This window comes from Pseudanabaena sp. PCC 6802, from assembly GCF_000332175.1.
GTDB lineage: Bacteria > Cyanobacteriota > Cyanobacteriia > Pseudanabaenales > Pseudanabaenaceae > PCC-6802.
Genome location: NZ_KB235910.1, coordinates 416,607 through 434,507, shown reverse-complemented (window position 1 = coordinate 434,507; position 17,901 = coordinate 416,607). Strand labels below are relative to the sequence as shown.

General features: G+C 50.4%; 15 protein-coding genes. 10 read left to right on the top strand and 5 right to left on the bottom strand.

Going from position 1 to position 17,901, the window contains the following annotated elements; genetic code table 11:
* Nucleotides 1-91: 91 nt before the first annotated feature.
* The 4 genes from PSE6802_RS0102125 to hoxE form a co-directional block, all read right to left on the bottom strand.
* A complete protein-coding gene (locus PSE6802_RS0102125; protein WP_026102998.1) occupies nt 92-637 on the bottom strand; it encodes an NADH-quinone oxidoreductase subunit B family protein in 546 nt (181 codons plus the stop codon).
* Nucleotides 625-1,341: a bidirectional hydrogenase complex protein HoxU gene (hoxU, locus tag PSE6802_RS0102120; protein WP_019498423.1), complete on the bottom strand. Its 717-nt coding sequence runs from the start codon at nt 1,339-1,341 to the stop codon at nt 625-627. The genes PSE6802_RS0102125 and hoxU overlap by 13 nt, the downstream gene beginning before the upstream one ends.
* A 70-nt stretch (nt 1,342-1,411) precedes the next feature.
* The gene (locus tag PSE6802_RS27440) at nt 1,412-3,058 is read right to left on the bottom strand and encodes a NuoF family protein (protein ID WP_019498422.1); all 1,647 of its coding nucleotides are present in this window, start codon (nt 3,056-3,058) and stop codon (nt 1,412-1,414) included.
* A gap of 88 nt (nt 3,059-3,146) precedes the next feature.
* Nucleotides 3,147-3,689 carry a bidirectional hydrogenase complex protein HoxE gene (gene hoxE / locus PSE6802_RS0102110; RefSeq protein WP_019498421.1) on the bottom strand — a complete coding sequence of 181 codons (543 nt, stop codon included), beginning with the start codon at nt 3,687-3,689 and terminating at the stop codon, nt 3,147-3,149.
* A gap of 990 nt (nt 3,690-4,679) precedes the next feature.
* Between hoxE and nifJ the strand changes: the two genes are divergently transcribed.
* From nifJ to PSE6802_RS0102070, 8 genes are all read left to right on the top strand, one after another.
* Nucleotides 4,680-8,504 (top strand): pyruvate:ferredoxin (flavodoxin) oxidoreductase, encoded by a 3,825-nt coding sequence (gene nifJ, locus PSE6802_RS0102105; protein ID WP_019498420.1) that lies wholly within the window; start codon nt 4,680-4,682, stop codon nt 8,502-8,504.
* 40 nt (nt 8,505-8,544) lie between these two features.
* Nucleotides 8,545-9,558, top strand: a complete 1,014-nt coding sequence (locus tag PSE6802_RS0102100; protein ID WP_019498419.1) for a dihydroorotate dehydrogenase-like protein — start codon at nt 8,545-8,547, stop codon at nt 9,556-9,558.
* Between the two features lie 9 nt (nt 9,559-9,567).
* Nucleotides 9,568-10,773 carry an ATP-dependent 6-phosphofructokinase gene (locus PSE6802_RS0102095; RefSeq protein ID WP_019498418.1) on the top strand — a complete coding sequence of 402 codons (1,206 nt, stop codon included), beginning with the start codon at nt 9,568-9,570 and terminating at the stop codon, nt 10,771-10,773.
* A gap of 1 nt (nt 10,774) precedes the next feature.
* Nucleotides 10,775-11,299, top strand: coding sequence for a hydrogenase maturation protease (locus tag PSE6802_RS0102090; RefSeq protein ID WP_019498417.1), 525 nt, complete (start codon nt 10,775-10,777; stop codon nt 11,297-11,299).
* Nucleotides 11,296-11,724: a hydrogenase maturation nickel metallochaperone HypA gene (hypA, locus tag PSE6802_RS0102085; protein ID WP_019498416.1), complete on the top strand. Its 429-nt coding sequence runs from the start codon at nt 11,296-11,298 to the stop codon at nt 11,722-11,724. The genes PSE6802_RS0102090 and hypA overlap by 4 nt, the downstream gene beginning before the upstream one ends.
* A gap of 2 nt (nt 11,725-11,726) precedes the next feature.
* The gene (hypB, locus tag PSE6802_RS0102080; RefSeq protein WP_019498415.1) at nt 11,727-12,596 is read left to right on the top strand and encodes a hydrogenase nickel incorporation protein HypB; all 870 of its coding nucleotides are present in this window, start codon (nt 11,727-11,729) and stop codon (nt 12,594-12,596) included.
* Nucleotides 12,597-12,843: 247 nt separating this feature from the next.
* The gene (locus PSE6802_RS27435) at nt 12,844-13,845 is read left to right on the top strand and encodes a CHAD domain-containing protein (protein WP_019498414.1); all 1,002 of its coding nucleotides are present in this window, start codon (nt 12,844-12,846) and stop codon (nt 13,843-13,845) included.
* Between the two features lie 56 nt (nt 13,846-13,901).
* Nucleotides 13,902-15,434, top strand: coding sequence for a pyruvate kinase (locus PSE6802_RS0102070; protein WP_019498413.1), 1,533 nt, complete (start codon nt 13,902-13,904; stop codon nt 15,432-15,434).
* A 330-nt stretch (nt 15,435-15,764) separates the two neighbouring features.
* Here the strand turns inward: PSE6802_RS0102070 and PSE6802_RS0102065 are convergent, their stop codons facing one another.
* Nucleotides 15,765-17,267 carry a phenylacetate--CoA ligase family protein gene (locus tag PSE6802_RS0102065; protein ID WP_019498412.1) on the bottom strand — a complete coding sequence of 501 codons (1,503 nt, stop codon included), beginning with the start codon at nt 17,265-17,267 and terminating at the stop codon, nt 15,765-15,767.
* 196 nt (nt 17,268-17,463) lie between these two features.
* Between PSE6802_RS0102065 and PSE6802_RS0102060 the strand changes: the two genes are divergently transcribed.
* Complete coding sequence (locus PSE6802_RS0102060) at nt 17,464-17,649, top strand: type II toxin-antitoxin system HicA family toxin (protein WP_019498411.1); 186 nt, start codon at nt 17,464-17,466, stop codon at nt 17,647-17,649.
* Nucleotides 17,649-17,861, top strand: coding sequence for a type II toxin-antitoxin system HicB family antitoxin (locus PSE6802_RS0102055; protein ID WP_019498410.1), 213 nt, complete (start codon nt 17,649-17,651; stop codon nt 17,859-17,861). Before PSE6802_RS0102060 ends, PSE6802_RS0102055 begins: the two co-directional genes overlap by 1 nt.
* Nucleotides 17,862-17,901 lie beyond the last annotated feature (40 nt).

The window sequence follows — 17,901 nt, the reverse complement described above, 5'->3', positions numbered from 1 at the left end:
ACAGGTAGGGGCAGCTTTTGGCCGAGCGGATCGCGTCAATTTGCAAAGATCTCTAGCTAAACCTGCCCCTACAGGATCATCGCTACCAAAATCATCCGAATTTAATCATCGATCGCCCCTCCATCAAAGGCATTGCGCCATGCAGTAAAGGCTCAATTGCTGCTTTGATGCGATCGGCGGAAGGCGGGCAACCGGGTAGAAACAGATCGACATTGACGACTTCGTGAACGGGGACGACCCGTTCCAGCAGTTCGGGGACGATGCCGGGAGCATGGGGTAATTGCGGTGTCACGTCGCCGAGTTCTAAATAGCTGCGCCGCAGAACCGCTCCCGAGCCATCCAGCATGTTCCGCATGGCGGGCACGTTGGCAGTAACGGCACAGTCGCCAAATGAGACTACTAATTTCGTGCGATCGCGGATTTTATGGATTAATTCGAGATTATCTTCATTGGCGATCGCGCCTTCCACCAGACAGACATCGACATTTTCGGGATATTCTTTCACATCGGCGATCGGACTGTAGACAACTTCAACATGTTTGGCAAGCTCGAACAGCCACTCGTCTAAGTCTAAGAATGACATGTGACACCCGGAACAACCTGCCAACCAAACGCTGGCAAATCTTATCTTGTCCATTCTTTTTTCTCCCTTGCTGTCACTAGAAATTCCAATTTGCCGCGATCGTGCTGCATTTCCGCTACCGTCGAACCCGCACGGAAAAGCGAACCTGTCGGACAGGCTTCTACGCACTTACCACAGGAAGTGCAGGCCGTCACCTCGCCCCAGGGTTGATTCATTCCTGCTACGATAAACGACTTGCCGCCTCGACTGGCGACATCCCAAACGTGCGCCCCTTCGATTTCGTCGCAAACCCGCACGCAACGGGTGCAGAGAATGCAGCGGTTGCGATCGAGACCAAACATGGGATGAGAGACATCGACATCCCGAACGGGGAACTGATAGGGGAAGCGAGAGTGATCCATGCCCACGGCGATCGCCATATCTTGCAGCTCGCAATTCTCATTTGCTACGCAAACGGCGCAGACATGATTGCCTTCGGCGAATAGCAGTTCTACAACCATGCGACGATAGGATTGCAGCTTCTCAGTGTCGGTGCGGACGACCATCCCCTCTGCTACCTGGGTGACGCAGGCAGGCTGAGGTCTGCTACTTCCCTCAATTTCTACTAAGCACATGCGACAACCAGCTACGGCGGTAACTCCTTCTAAAAAGCAGAGGGTAGGGATGCGAATACCCGCCGCTCGGGCTGCAATGAGAATTGTTTCGCCTTCGCGGGCGCTAATCATTTCGCCGTTAATTGTTAGGGTTTTGACTGACATACTGTCTATCCTTATCTGTATATCTTTCGCGTGAATCGACTGTATCGATCGCAACCAGGCAGGCTGACCGTTATACTAATTGCGGTGGGGGCGCATGGCCGTTCGCTACGCTGGGGGAATTCTCTTGCAGCAATGCCTCGTATTCGTCTCGGAAGTAGCGCAGCGTACTTAAAACGGGGTTGGGTGCGCTCATGCCCAGACCGCACAGACTCGTATCTTTAACCATGTAACACATAGCTTCTAAGTTCTCTAAATCTGTTAGAGTTGCTTGTCGCTTCAGGATTTTAGTTAAAAGATGCAGCATCTGTACGGTGCCGGCACGGCAGGGAACGCACTTGCCACAGGATTCATCGCGACAGAATTCCATGTAGAAATGCGCCACATCTACCATATTCGTGGCATCGTCGATCGCGATCATGCCACCAGAACCCATCATCGTTCCCAATGCTACTAGAGATTCATAGGAAACGGGCGTATCTAAAGCATCGACGGGAATGCATCCACCCGATGGCCCTCCAGTTTGGATGGCTTTTATCGCGCCTCCGTCGGGCGCGCCATCTCCCATTTCTTCGATAATTTGTCTGATTGGCGTTCCCATTGGCACTTCAATCAAGCCGGTATTTTGAATCTTGCCGGTCAGGGCGAAAACTTTTGTCCCTTTGCTGCGATCGATTCCGATGCTGGCAAACCATTCTGCTCCCTGTCGGATAATTGGCACGATATTGGCAAAGGTTTCCACATTATTAATAAGGGTGGGACTGCCCCACAAACCTGACTCCGCTGGATAGGGAGGACGAGGACGAGGAGTACCTCTGCCACCCTCTACTGATGCAATCAGAGCCGTTTCCTCCCCGCAGACAAAAGCTCCAGCCCCGACACGGATATCAATGCGGAAGTCAAATGGCGAGTCGAAGATCTGAGTGCCTAACAAGCCCAGTCGTTTTGCCTGTTGAATGGCTTTTTGCAGGTGCGCGATCGCAAGGGGATATTCAGCTCGCACGTAGATGTAACCGCGATCGGCACCGATGGCGTAACCCGCGATCGCCATGCCTTCCAGGATGCGATGGGGATCGCTCTCCAGTACGCTGCGATCCATAAACGCGCCAGGATCGCCTTCATCGGCGTTACAAATGACGTACTTTTGCTTGCTGGACATCTTAGCAACCGTTGCCCATTTTAGACCCGTAGGATAGCCGCCACCACCCCGCCCGCGCAACCCACTGCGGGTAATTTCCTCTACTACATCTGCCGGTTTCTTTTCATACAGCACCTTATAGAGTTGTTGATAGCCACCGGTTGCGATGTAAGCTTCAATCCGTTCGGGATCGATTTTACCGCTGTTTTCCAGCACGATTGGCATCTGCCGCGTAAAGAAAGGATGGTTGTAGTCTCCCAGTGGTGGCAATCGCTCCGATTCGATCTGACCGTTTAGTGCTGCTACGATCGCGCTGGCATTTTCCGGTGTGACCTGTTCGTAGAGAAGGCCATTGGGGGTTACTTCTACTAAAGGTCCTCGACCGCAAAACTTCATGCAACCAACGCCGCACACTTCCACAGTTGCCTCCAGCCCTGCATCTCGCACGGCAGTTTCCAATTCTGCTTTCACGGCATCAGATTTTGAAGACAAGCAACCCGCCGCCGTGCAGCAATGCAAGCGAATCGTTTTGGCGCGATCGCGCTCCTTTTGTCCCATCTCAAGCAGTTCGGTTAAGTCCATTTTCTTTATCCTTAATCTTGAACTCGCAACCAATGTCAAACGAGTAACGAATGAGAATTATCTCTTTCAAGGCAGGTGCATAAAGCAGCTAGTGCAGCCAATTCTGCATATTTGCCAGCACGCCTTCTGGCGACTGCTTGCCATGCACCTGACCGTCAAGTACGGCGGCGGGGGCAATACCGCAAGCACCAATGCAGCGGGCGGTCAGTAACGATACTTTGCGATCGGCAGTCGTTTCGCCCGGATGGATGCCAATTTCTCCAGCGATCGCTTCTAACAGCGCACTAGCTCCTTTTACATAACATGCGGTTCCCATACAAACCACGCAAGTATGTTCTCCCTGGGGTTTGAGAGAGAACAGGTGGTAAAAGGTCGCAACACCATAGACGCGACTTAGAGGCAGTTTTAGCCCTCGTGCAATGTAGATAAGTACGTCTTCTTCTAAATACCCAAAAGCTTCCTGGGCGCGGTGCAAGACCTCGATTAAAGCATCCTGGCGATAGTGATTACGCTTCATGGTCAGATCGAGCGTCTTGAACCGCTTATCGCCACTTGCATGCTCTGAAGCCGATTTCTTCTCCTCTGGCGATTTTGTCGCGATTTCTTCTGTTGCTGTTTCTAAGGGTGGCATAGTTACTTTCCTTTAAACGAACCAATAATCTCCAGGTCCAAACTTCGCACAATATCCTGAATCTACATTCTCCTTGCTGGAAAAACTTCCAGGTACCTGTAAATAATTGCCTCTGGCAAATTCACTAAAACTCATTAGAGAGAATACATCGGCATGCGATAAATCTCAGACGTTTTCTATTTTAGCTTAATTATCCGACCTAATTACGGTTGCTAAGGAATTCAAAAGTTAAATTTTCCTTGGATTTCTCATTCAGTTTAACTGCTATTGAATTTATCACGAATTAACCTAATGTCAACACAAACTAATCTCATGTCAATACGCATTGACTTTGTTAAATTTTACAATTATTTCCGCGATCGCGTTTCAGTAATTTTTAACCGCGTTCGGGAACTTTAATAGTAGTAATCGAGCGAACTTCTCGAAAGCGATCGACTGCGAGCGGGAACTATAATGTCATTTTCTTTACCAATCTTTACCTTGGCATGCAAAGATACGGGTGCCTGCTGAGAACGGCTTGCATGCTATGTCGCGATGACAATTTGTTGGTGCTATAATAGGGAAGGCGAAGCAGCGATCGCGGTTTTAGATCGTAGTGGAGATTTATTTTTGCTGTCAACTAAGTAACAAATCTAGACATTATCTAAGGTGTCAATTAAACAACAAATTTGTTATTTTAGTTCTCTTGTAAACGTTGTTAATTAAACAACAAATTTGTTATTTTAGTGTTTGTTGTGTGGAAATTATTTTCGCAGATTGTTGTTCGATAACGCATAAATTTAAGATGATTTCCTGCTAAACTATCAATGGGTTTAACTTTTTAAAGCGAACTTAATATTTTTTAGTTTTTTGTTTTTACTCGAATCGATGTTTAAATAGCTTTTACTCTTCAATTAATTAGCCCAACGGAATTCTATATTTGATAGTTTTGATAGCTAATATAGCCAACTCATCACAATCTATCTGAAAAATTTGTAGAGGTTTGCACCTATGAGTAGTAAAAACTATGCAGCGTTGGACGGGAATGAGGCGGTAGCCCGCGTTGCTTACGCTATGAATGAAGTAATTGCCATTTACCCCATTACACCAGCTACACCAATGGGCGAATGGGCGGATGCCTGGTCTGCGGAAGGCAAAGCGAATCTATGGGGAACGGTACCGAGCGTGATGGAAATGCAAAGCGAGGGCGGCGTAGCCGGTGCGATCCACGGTGCTTTGCAAGCGGGCTCGCTCTCCACTACCTTTACATCATCCCAGGGATTGCTGTTGACTATTCCCAATCTCTACAAGATCGCTGGCGAACTCACCAGTACGGTCGTTCACGTCGCGGCTCGATCGCTAGCAGCACAGGGACTCTCGATTTTTGGCGATCACAGCGATGTCATGTCAGTGCGCGCCACGGGTTTTGCCATGCTGTGCTCGGCTTCCGTGCAGGAAGCTCAAGACTTTGCCGCGATCGCTCAAGCTGCTACTCTGGAATCGCGCGTACCGTTCGTTCACTTCTTTGATGGATTCCGCACCTCCCACGAAATTCAGAAGATAGAGTTGCTGTCGGCGGATGCCATGCGCGCCCTCATCGCGGATAAGTGGATTCTCGCCCATCGCGCGCGATCGCTGAGTCCCGATCGCCCCGTCCTGCGCGGCACGGCTCAAAACCCCGACGTGTACTTCCAAGCCCGCGAATCCGTCAATACCTATTACAATGCCTGTCCCGATATCGTACAAAAGGCGATGGATCGATTCGGCGACCTGACCGGGCGTTACTATCGCCTTTTTGAATATTACGGTGCTGCCGATGCCGATCGCGTCATAGTTGCGATGGGATCGGGGTGCGAGGCAATCTGCGAAACCGTCGATACCCTCAATGCCAGCGGTGAAAAAGTCGGCGTGCTGAAAGTGCGGCTTTATCGACCCTTCGATGCCCAGCGCCTGGTGGCGGCTCTCCCCGCTACCGTCAAGCATATTGCCGTACTCGATCGCACTAAGGAACCAGGGTCGGCGGGCGAACCCCTCTATCTCGATGTCGTTACGGCATTATACGAACAGGTAGGAGCGAACGAATTGGTAGGGGCAAACGGCTGTTCGCCCCTACAGGCCGTGCCCAAAATTGTGGGCGGGCGTTACGGTCTGTCATCGAAGGAATTTACGCCTGCTATGGTAAAGAGCGTCTTCGATAATTTATTGCAGGTCAAGCCGAAGAATCACTTTACGATTGGGATTAACGACGATATCACCCAAACTTCGCTAGACTACGATCCCAGCTTCTCCACCGAACCGAGTAACGTGGTGCGAGCCATGTTCTACGGGTTGGGTTCCGACGGTACGGTGGGAGCGAATAAAAACTCGATCAAGATTATTGGCGAAGAAACCGACAACTACGCCCAGGGTTACTTCGTCTACGACTCCAAAAAATCCGGTTCCATTACCGTTTCCCATTTGCGCTTCGGACCCGATCCCATTCGCTCCACATACCTGATCGATCGCGCCAATTTTGTCGGCTGTCATCAATGGAATTTCCTGGAATGGCTCGATGTTTTACAATCCGCCGCCGCTGGCGCTACGCTCCTGCTCAACAGTCCTTACACTGCCGACGCAGTATGGGATCGCCTGCCGCTTGACGTGCAGGAGCAAATTATTCGCAAGCAACTCAAAGTCTACGCGATCGATGCCAACCAGGTGGCTCGCAACAACGGCATGGGCAGCCGCATCAATACAGTCATGCAGGTATGTTTCTTTGCCCTGTCGGGCGTACTACCGCGCGCAGAAGCGATCGCCAAAATCAAACAGACAATTGAAAAGACCTACGGTAAAAAAGGCCCGGAAATCGTGCGCATGAACATCCAGGCCGTCGATAGCACGCTGGAGAATTTGCACGAGGTGAGCGTACCCGCCACCGCCACCAGTAAGATAACCATGCGATCGCCCGTTCCCGCAAATGCCCCTGACTTCGTGCGCGACGTGCTGGGTAAGATGATCGCCCATCGGGGAGACGCACTGCCGGTCAGCGCCCTGCCCGTAGACGGCACCTATCCTACAGGTACGGCAAAGTGGGAGAAGCGCAACATTGCCCAGGAAATTCCCACTTGGGATCCAAATGTTTGCATTCAGTGCGGTAAGTGCGTGATGGTATGCCCGCACGGCGTGATTCGAGGCAAAGCCTACGAACCGACAGCACTGGTTGATGCACCGCCTACGTTTAAATCTGCCGATGCCAGGGATCGCGACTTCGAGGGTCAGAAGTTCACAATTCAGGTTGCGCCTGAAGACTGCACGGGTTGCGGCATCTGCGTCGATGTCTGCCCTGCCAAGAATAAGTCCATGCCATCGCGCAAAGCGATTAATATGGAACCTCAGTTACCCCTACGCGAAACCGAATGCGATAATTGGAACTTCTTCCTCAACTTACCCAATCCCGATCGCCGCAATTTGAAACTTCATCTCGTGCGCCAGCAACAACTGGAAGAACCTCTATTTGAATTCTCCGGTGCCTGTGCTGGTTGCGGCGAAACTCCCTATATCAAGCTGGTGACCCAACTATTCGGCGATCGCATGCTGGTTGCCAATGCTACGGGTTGTTCTTCGATCTACGGCGGTAACCTGCCCACTACCCCCTGGTCGCAGAACGCAGATGGGCGCGGTCCTAGTTGGTCGAATAGCCTGTTTGAAGATAATGCCGAATTTGGTCTGGGATTCCGCTTAGCTATAGACAAACAAGCTGCCTACGCTGCGGAACTATTGCACGATCTCGGCGATGTGGTGGGAGGCGAACTCGCCACCGCCATCCTCCAGACAGAACAACATTCCGAAGCGGATATCTGGGAACAAAGGGAGCGGGTCGCCCAACTCAAACAACGTCTGGATGAGGCGATGCATGGTGGCGATCCGATGACGCCACAGGCGATGCAATCGGACGATCCGGTGAGTGTAAGGGCGAAGCATTCGGACGATAACTCTTCGGATTCTCCTACAGATCTCGATCCGAATGCTTCGCCCCTGCGAGGTGGCGACGATGCTTCGCCGCTCCTATCCAAAATCGCAATGCTGCGACACCTTGCCGACTATCTTGTCAAAAAGAGCGTCTGGATTATCGGCGGAGATGGCTGGGCTTACGACATCGGTTTTGGCGGTCTCGATCACGTCCTGGCTAGCGGACGCAACGTTAACATCCTGGTTTTAGACACCGAGGTTTACTCTAATACGGGCGGGCAATCCTCCAAGGCAACACCGCGTGCCGCTGTCGCCAAATTTGCTTCCGGCGGTAAACCCGCGCCCAAGAAAGATCTGGGACTAATCGCCATGTCCTATGGCAACGTCTATGTCGCCAGCGTAGCAATGGGAGCCAAGGACGAACATACCCTCAAAGTATTCCTAGAAGCCGAAGCCTACGATGGTCCCTCCCTGATAATTGCCTACAGCCACTGCATTGCCCACGGCATCAATATGCAAACGGCGATGAACCATCAAAAAGCAGTTGTAGAAAGCGGGCGCTGGCTGCTCTATCGCTATAACCCCACTCTTAAAGCAGAAGGCAAAAATCCCCTGCATCTTGATTCCGGATCGCCTAAAAAGACAGTGGAGGAATCTATGTATGCCGAAAACCGCTTCAAGATGCTTTCTAAGAGCAAGCCCGCCGATGCCAAGCAACTGCTGCAAGCAGCACAGACAGATGTCGATCGACGCTGGCAAATGTACGAATATCTAGCAAGCCAGCATTTGGGAGGAAATGGCGCTAAGGCTTCCAACGGTCACGGTAACCATCGCAGTGCCAACAATTCCGCTGACAGCGATCGCGCCGCCCAAACTTCCACGCCATAACTTCCGTACCATGACGCAAACGCCTACCGAATAAATCCCTATGGATCTAACTACTACTTATCTCGGGTTAAAATTGCGATCGCCCCTCGTGCCATCCTCTGCCACACCCTTAAGCGAAGATATCGATAATATCAAGCGCATGGAAGATGCGGGGGCAGCGGCGATCGTCCTCCACTCCCTGTTTGAGGAACAACTGGTGCAGGAAAAATTTGAATTGCACCACCACCTCACCTACGGCACCGAAAGCTTTGCCGAATCGCTCACCTATTTCCCCGAACCGGAAACATTCCACGTAGGGCCAGAACTCTATTTGGAACATATTTGCAAAGCCAAGGAATCCGTAGCAATCCCCGTTATTGCCAGCCTGAACGGCTATACCTCAGGGGGTTGGGTGGAGTACGCGCAACTGATGCAGCAGGCTGGGGCAGATGCGATCGAGTTGAATATTTACTACGTGCCCACCGATCCCAATATGACTGGCGCGGAGGTGGAGCAAAACTACATCAACATCCTGCGCGATGTGAAAGCAGAAGTAACGATTCCAGTTGCCATTAAGCTGAGTCCTTTCTTTAGCAACATGGCAAATATGGCAAAGCGACTGGACTATGCTGGTGCCGATGGGCTGGTACTGTTCAATCGCTTCTATCAGCCAGATATCGATCTAGAGAATTTGGAGGTTTACCCTCACCTGGTCTTGAGTTCTCCCAACGACACTCGCCTCCCCATGCGCTGGATTGCTATCCTTTACGGTCGGATCGGAGCCGATCTCGCTGCTACCAGCGGCATTCAGAGGGGTAGTGACGCAATCAAGATGTTGATGGCAGGAGCAAAAGTAACGCAGCTTTGCTCCGTGTTATTGCGTCACGGCATCGAGCACATTCGCGCGATCGAACAGGATATCCTTCACTGGATGGAAGAACACGAGTACGAATCAGTCCAACAGATGCAGGGCAGCATGAGCCAGATCAACTGCCCCGATGAGAGCGCTTTCGAGCGCGCGCAGTACATGAAAGCTATCCAGAGCTACAAACCAAAGCATGCGTTACCAAGGTAAATTAAATGCATGACAAATACACCAACAAGTACAAACGATCGCAAACCCAAACGCATTGGTATTCTTACCAGCGGTGGTGACTGCCCCGGACTCAATGCTGTAATTCGGGCTGTAGTTAAAGTAGCAACTAACAAATACGGTTGGGAAGTGTATGGGATTCCCTATGGCACTGATGGTTTTATTGATTTACTCCTGAACAAGCGCCATCCCGAGGAATTGCGAATTAAAGAACACGGTTACGATATCCCAGGGTTAGTGCAGGGATTGGACATTCTCCACTTTTTAAGCGGTAGCGTCCTGGGATCGGTAAACAAAGGCAATCCCTCTCAACATGCCGATGAGATCTTGCAAGGCTATGAAAAGCTGGGGTTAAATGCTCTGATTGTCATGGGTGGAGACGGCAGCATTGAGATTTTAAATAACTTGGCGCGCAAAGCGGATGAGCTAGGCAAACCTTGGAATTGGGTGGCAGTGCCCAAAACCATCGATAACGACGTTCCCTATACCGAAGTTTCAGTGGGATTTGATACGGCGGTCAACCACGTCACTCAGGCACTCTACGACCTCACATTTACCGCTGCCAGCCACGATCGCGTTATGGTAGTCCAGGTCATGGGGCGAGATGCTGGTTATCTAGCGATGGAGTCGGGGATTGCTGGTTGCTCGGATGCAATTCTAATCCCCGAACTGACTCCCATCCTTGACGAAAACACGATCGAAGGAATTTGCCAGCACATCTCACAATTGCGCTGGCAGGGACGACGATTTGCCCTCATCGTTGTGGCGGAGGGAGTCAAAAATCATCTCGGTCAGAAAGAGCACTATATCGGCGATTATCTAGCCAATCAAATTCAGGAATACAGCAGCAAACTTTGCGGTACGGGGCAGCCCGAATACAGCAACCTGGATAAGATCGATACGCGCGTGACGACGCTGGGGCATTTGCAGCGCGGTGGTACGCCGACATCGACCGATCGCCTGCTGGCAACGGCTTTTGGCAGAGAAGCCGTAGAGCTAATTGCTAACGGTAACTACAACCAGATGGTAATTTGGCAGAATGGTAGAGTGAGTAGCGTTCCCATTAGTCACGTTGTCGAGCAGATCGCGATCGCCCGCAAACAGAAAATAGCGCCCTCGCGGGTCGAGCCACATAGTTTCTTGGTCTGCACGGCACGCGATATCGGTATCTATATAGGGGAACGCACAGGAGGATGAGATGGAAGTGGTTACCAAACTGGAAAATTCGATCGCTCGCTCCCACTATGAAAAAGTAATCGCGATCGGCTATGGCAATACACTGCGCAGTGACGATGGCGCGGGACAAAAAGTAGCGGAGATAGTCGATAATTGGAATTTACCGCAGGTGCGAGCGATCGCCACCCATCAACTCACCCCAGAATGTGCTGCCTCGATCGCCGAATCGGAATTAGCGATCTTTGTGGATGTTTATCCCGTCGCAGAGCAACCGGGGATGGCAGAAGAGAACGCCATTCGAGTTATACATATTCATCCTTCCACCTATAGGCATTGCTCTACAAACGAAGGATTCGGACATACTACCGATCCGCACTCTCTGCTGTGCTTAGCCGAAGTGGTCTACGGTCACGCTCCCCCTGCTTGGTGGATTCTTATTCCCGCTTTGAATTTTGAGTTTGGCGATCGCCTATCGCCCCTTACCACAGAGGGCATTGACCAGGCTCTACAGAAAATTACAGAAATCCTAGGAGCAGCGCCCCCGTGACTGTCCCGAACCCAAGCGCGATTGCGAGGCGCTCTTCCCTACAGACACGATTGCATATTATTGACGAGAAATCTTCCGAACCCATGCACGAACTCAGCCTCATGGAATCAACTTTAGGAATCGCACTGGAGTATGCCAGGAACCAGAAAGCGCAGAAGATCCATCAGATTAATCTGCGCGTGGGAGCGATATCGGGCGTAGTGCCGGAAGCTTTGGCCTTTGCCTTTGATGCCTGCACGCAGGATACGATCGCCGCAGGAGCAGATCTTAAGATAGAGTTGGTGCCAGCCTTGTGCTACTGCAAGAACTGCGATCGCGAGTTTGCTCCATCGGATCTAATCTATGCCTGCCCCGATTGCGGGCAAATTAGCAGCGACCTATTGCAAGGACGGGAATTACAATTAACTTCTCTGGAGGTATCTTAACCATGTGTACGAACTGCGGATGTAGTGCTGTAGGGGAATTCACGGTGAGCGGGCACGATCGCGAACATCATCACCATCACCACGATCGCGGTCGCAACTTGGAGCATCTCCACCATCACCATCACGCCGAACATGAAGATGGTAGAGAGCATCACCATCACCATGATGGAACTATTTCTGCTACACGTAACGGCGATCGCCGCCATGTCGAGATCGTGCAATCCATTTTGTCGAAAAACGAACGCTTAGCAGAGCGCAATCGCGGCTTCTTTATGGCGAAAGGTTTGCTGGTGCTGAACGTACTCTCTTCGCCTGGTTCTGGGAAAACGGCTTTAATCGAACGCATGTTAGCAGATTCAGGCGATCGCCTTCCTACTGCCGTCATTGTAGGCGATCTGGCAACGGATAACGATGCCCAACGCCTGCGGCGGACTGGTGCAGAAGCAATTCAAATTACCACTGGCGATGCTTGCCATTTAGAAGCAGAGATGGTCGGTCGTGCCGTTCAGCAACTGCATCTCGACAGTATTAAGCTATTAGTTATCGAAAATGTTGGCAATCTAGTTTGCCCTGCAGCCTATGACCTGGGTGAAGGCTTGCGCGTCGTAGTTTTCTCCGTCACAGAGGGAGAGGATAAACCGCTCAAGTATCCTACAATGTTCAAAATTGCCGATGTCGTAATTATTAGCAAAATAGATATTGCCGAAGCCGTGGGCTTCGATCGCGACTCAGCCATCGGAAATATCCAGCAAATCGCTCCACAAGCAAGGATTATAGAGGTTTCTGCTCGTACGGGCGCGGGCATGGAAACGTGGTATGAGTTCCTTAAAGAAAAGATGCGCGAACCCTTTGCCAGCATGGCTTCTGTATAGCTTATAGCAGTTTTCAGATGAAAACGAGAAGGGGGTTTGGGGGCGTTGCCCCCAAGAAGGGGTGGAACCCCTTCACCCCATCAATAAAACCCGTTCTCAATTGAAAAGTGCTATATCTGCATTGCTAATGGGACTTTAGAGGCGATCGCTAGTTACTTTTCTTTACCTACAGGCTCTAACTATGTGGTGTATTCTATAGCTTAGGTATTAATGTTGCTCGTATTCATTAAGCGAGGCTTTATATCTCATGGCGAAACCCAAAACACCATTGAAGCCTCAAAAACCGCCCCAAAAACCGCGTAAGAGTCCGTTTAAGGGCGAAAAAATCGACCGGCGATCGCTGACAATCGGTGAATTTGTCTGCGCGGTCATCGCTAGGCAATACAAATATATGGTTACCCAAGAACGGGGCGTGTTAGCCGATCTCGATCCAGAGTACCTGCACCAGATGCGCGTTGGCGGTCGGCGCTTGAGTACGGCTTTGCAGGTCTTTAGCCATGTTGTCGATCTCCCAAAGGCCGCGCAGGAAAAGCGCGTTCGCTCCCTGACGAAAACCTTGGGTGCATTGCGCGATCTAGACGTTCAGATTGATTCCTTGCGTGAGGATTACTGCCATCGCGTGAGTTCTGCCGAGCGCGAGATACTGGATAAAGTGCTGGCATCGCTGGATAAACAGCGACAACGAGCCTTTGCCAAGGTGGAATCTATCCTGACTCATCCCAGCTACGAGAAGCTGAAAGCAGGATGCGAAAGCTGGCTGGAGCATCCTCAGTTCTCATCTCCCGTCCACTTTCCCTTAGGACTGCTACTGCCAGATTTACTCAGCCCTCTCCTATCTGCTTTACTCCTGCACCCCGGCTGGTCGATTCCCATTGCGGAAACTACAGGGATTTCAGAGTCAAATAGCGAAGTTCTTCACGATTTGCGCAAGACCTGTAAGTACGTCCGATATCAAGCTGAGTTTTTCACTGACTTCTACGGTGCGACATTTAAGGAATGGATTGATGAGTTAAAGGAACTACAAGATAGCTTGGGCAAAGTGCAGGATATGCAAGTCTTTCAAGCATTACTTTTGCGCGAGTTGCCTGAAGGAGCAGATTTGCCCGAGCTTCAGCGCGCAATTCAGGACAATCTGATTGGAGCAACCGTCAATTGGGAATCAGTGAGACAGAAGTATCTCAGTGCTGACTTTCGCTACCAATTGCACCAAATGATTCTGGAGCCGTTAATGCAGCAGATAACCACCTGACTCTGGGCACGATATTTTACTGCATTCATTTTTATACGAAATGTTGAGGAGGTTTTATGTTCGCTCCTGTTTTAGTGCGCAATAAAGATTCCATTCTCGATTTTGCAAGTTTAGATCTTTCCAATCCAACGATATTGCTCGCAGCGCTCCAACATTTGCGTCAGTCGGTCGTGGTGGGAGGGCAGGCAATTTTCGAGCAATGGCGATCGCGAATCGAGCGCCAGGCTTTTCGCAAAAGTTGCCTCAATCTTTCCTATTACCTGGCTCTCAGGCGACACGACTTGCGAGCCTTACAAACTGCTTTAATGCCCTGGGGCTTGTCATCTCTAGGGCGATTGGAATCTAGAGTATTGCCCAATCTCGATGCCGCGATCGCGACTTTGGGATCGGTTTGTCATGCCGATCCCCATTCACTACCCAGTCGTCCGATCGTAGAGAAATTTTTTGAAGGAGAGCAACTCCTTCAGTTAAATACAGAAGATATCTTTAACAAAACTAAAGCAACCCGCCGAGTCAGGATTATGTTAACCCTGCCTACAGAAGCAGCGAGTCATTACGAGTTCGTCCGCGATCTAGTAAGGCGAGGTATGGATTGCGCTCGCATTAACTGCAGTCACGATAATGCTGACATTTGGAAAGCCGCGATCGATAACGTCCGCTTGGCAGAAGCTGAAATCGGCAATTCCTGTAAGGTTCTGATGGATTTGGGCGGCCCCAAACCGCGCATGGGCGTGGCGATCGCCCCCAATACCAAACAGCGCATTTTCCGAGATGAATATCTCTTGCTAACTCGCACTCCCCCAGCGATCGTGGGGGCTACCTGTTTCCAAGCGAATTGCACTTTGCCAGAAGTACTCGACCAGGTGCAAGTTGGGGAAGCTGTTTGGATCGATGACGGTCATATTGGCGCTCGCATTGAATCTATAACGGAGGAGGGAGTTTTACTGCGCGTTACCCATGCTAGCTCGAAGGGCAACAAACTACTCCCCGATAAAGGTCTTAACTTCCCAGATACCGACCTGAATCTCAGTCCGCTCACAGAAAAAGATCTCCAGGATCTAGATTTTGTTGCCATTCATGCCGATATTGTTGGTTATTCTTTCGTTCAGGAACCTGCGGATATCGAACTGTTACAGCGAGAATTGCGGGCGCGGTTGCCAGAAAGATCGCCCTTGCCAGCAATTGTCGCCAAGATCGAAACTCCCAAGGCCGTTCGTAATCTGCCCGAATTAATCGTCCAGGCGGCTGGGAAACAGCCTTTTGCGATCATGATAGCTAGGGGAGATTTAGCGGTCGAAATCGGCTACCAGCGCCTTGCGGAAATACAAGAAGAAATTCTCTGGTTGTGCGAAGCCGCTCACGTTCCCGTAATTTGGGCAACTCAGGTCTTAGAAAATCTTGTTAAGAAAGGAATCCCTTCTCGGGCAGAAATGACCGATGCAGCGATGGCCGAGCGTGCGGAATGCGTCATGTTGAATAAAGGCCCGTTTATTGCCGATGCAGTAACGATTCTGGACGATGTTTTAACCAGAATGGAGACGCACCAGATGAAAAAAACTCCTCAATTGCGCGCGCTACGCTCCTGGTAAGAAACGGGGTGACTATATTTCATACATGAGACTTATAGCGGTTTTCACTTGAGAACGGGTTTTATTTTTGGGGTGAAGGGGTTTCACCCCTTCTTGGGGGCAACGCCCCCAAACCCCCTGCTCTTTCCGATCTGAAAACCGCTATACTGTGATTTTCGTTCGTGTATTACATCGTAAAGAAATCTATCGTTATTTTCCTTAGTTAGCCACCTAAGTCTGCCCAGAATATTGAATTCAGCAACTTTTGATATTAGTTGCCACAAATTTGAAGAGAATTGTTGCGTTGGGGGGCAATTGGGCTACTAACAGTAGGGCTAATAGCAGAAGACATCAAGCGCGAGTATAGCGATGCTTGACTCCTGCTGGGAAATATTCCGGATCTCCCATACTAGCCAGTGTAATTTGTGGAGTTTGGTATTCAGGCGGAACGTAGTTGGCGAATTCGCTGTTGAGGCGGAATAGCTGTGTTTGAATAGATGCCGCGATCGCCGATCTTTTGTCCTCACTACTCTCTACCCCAGGCGCGAGTTCGACTACAACGGATAAAAATCGATTTTTGTCGCTATCTTCCTTTACCTGTAGGACGAACTTCCCCGTTACCCATTCCCTAATAGTGGGTTGCTCCAGTCCCACCGTCACGTTTTCGGGATAAATATTGGCACCAAAGTAGGAAACCGTGAAGTGCGATCGCCCAAACACGTAAACAAACGGCAGAGGTCGCATGCCGCGATTGCCCAAATGCTCTCTCGGATCGAAACCTTGCTTTGCTAGGAATTCCAACATCTCCTCGTAGCAGATCGTACCGCCATTGTCGGCAATGTGATAGCGTAGCAAAGGAATGCCATTGTCGCCCGAAAATACCAGCGTGCCTTCGTTGGTAGTCTCGAAATAGCGGCTGCGCGGATCGTATTGCACCAGAGTGGGAAGCCGCGATTCACCAAACAGCGCTCGTGCTGCTTCAGGTTGCGCGGCCAAAAAACGACGAATGCAAATGCTCAATGGGGTTTCGTTCCCCAACACGCCCGCATCCGCCGTGCCGTACAGAGAAGCTGAGTCGTAGCAGGGATTGCTCGCTCCAGTGCGATCGCCTACCAAACTGCGCCACTCCTCGCTGAAGACTTCCCCCGCCATCACCAACTTAATTCGATACTGCGACCAATCAATACCTTGCTCCCTACCGCTATCGATCGCGTCTTTGAGAAAGGGCGGATAGCCCAGCAGTACCACCTGCTCGAAGCGATCGCCCAGTTCGCGCACGACTCGAAATATCTCGTCTTTGTTATTTCCTGGCGTTACGATTGTGATGGGATAGCCTTTACTAGCAAGATAGCGGCAGCAGTTAGTGGTGTACATGCCCCCCACCCACGTACCGAGCGCAAAGCAAATTACTGCGAGGGTACTGCGCCGATCCGCCTCAAAGCTATCGTGAAAAATTTGCTCGAATCGCGTAGCAATCTGCAACTCATCCGTCACGAAACGCGGCCAAAAGCTAGGTTTGCCAGTCGAGCCGGACGACACGGCGATCGTATCGCAATTGACTAGCTTGCCGTCGTAGCAAAGTTCCTCTAGCTGATAGCGCCGCAGGTAATTATCCTTATCAACTAGAGGCAAAGATGTGAATTGCTCGAAGCTCTGAATCTCTTTTGGATCGATACCGTGCTCTGCCAGAAATGCCTGGTAAGCAGGTACTGAGGTTGCTACCTTGTGAAACAAGGCTAGCACTGCGTTCTCAGCATCAGCACGCACAGGCGATCTCGCCAGGATTTCATCCAATGGCGTGTGGAAAAATGTTTGCAGGGCAGCCAGCGATCGTTCTATTTGTGCGTATTGCATAGCGGCATATTTTCTAGATCTTTGCGATCGAGTCAAAAGTGTTGGGAAATACATTACCAATTGTAGTGTATGCGTCCTAACAGTACCTGTAGGAATATCCGACAATCGCACCACAAGCTCGAATCCTGACTAGTACTGGGATGGAAGTTTAGTACGATTGATTGACAAATCTTTGGTACGCCTCTAGGCTTGAATAATGAAGGTCAAAGCAGTCATCAAGCTTATTGAAGAAGATGGTTGGTTCTTAGCTCGAACAAGAGGTAGCCATCGTCAGTACAAGCATCCCACCAAGATTGGGCTAGTTACGGTACCCGGGAAGCCAAGTGACGATCTTGCGCCAGGAACATTGGACAGTATTTTAAAGCAAGCAGGTCTTAAATGATGAAATATCTTATATTGATTGAAAAAACAGAAACTGGGTACTCGGCCTACTCACCCGATCTACCAGGATGTATTTCTACTGGTTCAACTCCGGCGGAAGTGGAGCAAAATATGCGCGAAGCTATAGAGTTTCACCTTGAAGGGTTGAGGCTAGAAGGTTTGGAAATCCCAACACCATCCACTGTCTCTGCATATATTGAGGTGGCGGCATAACATTAGTAGATTGAAATCAAGCCTGACGATAACACCATGA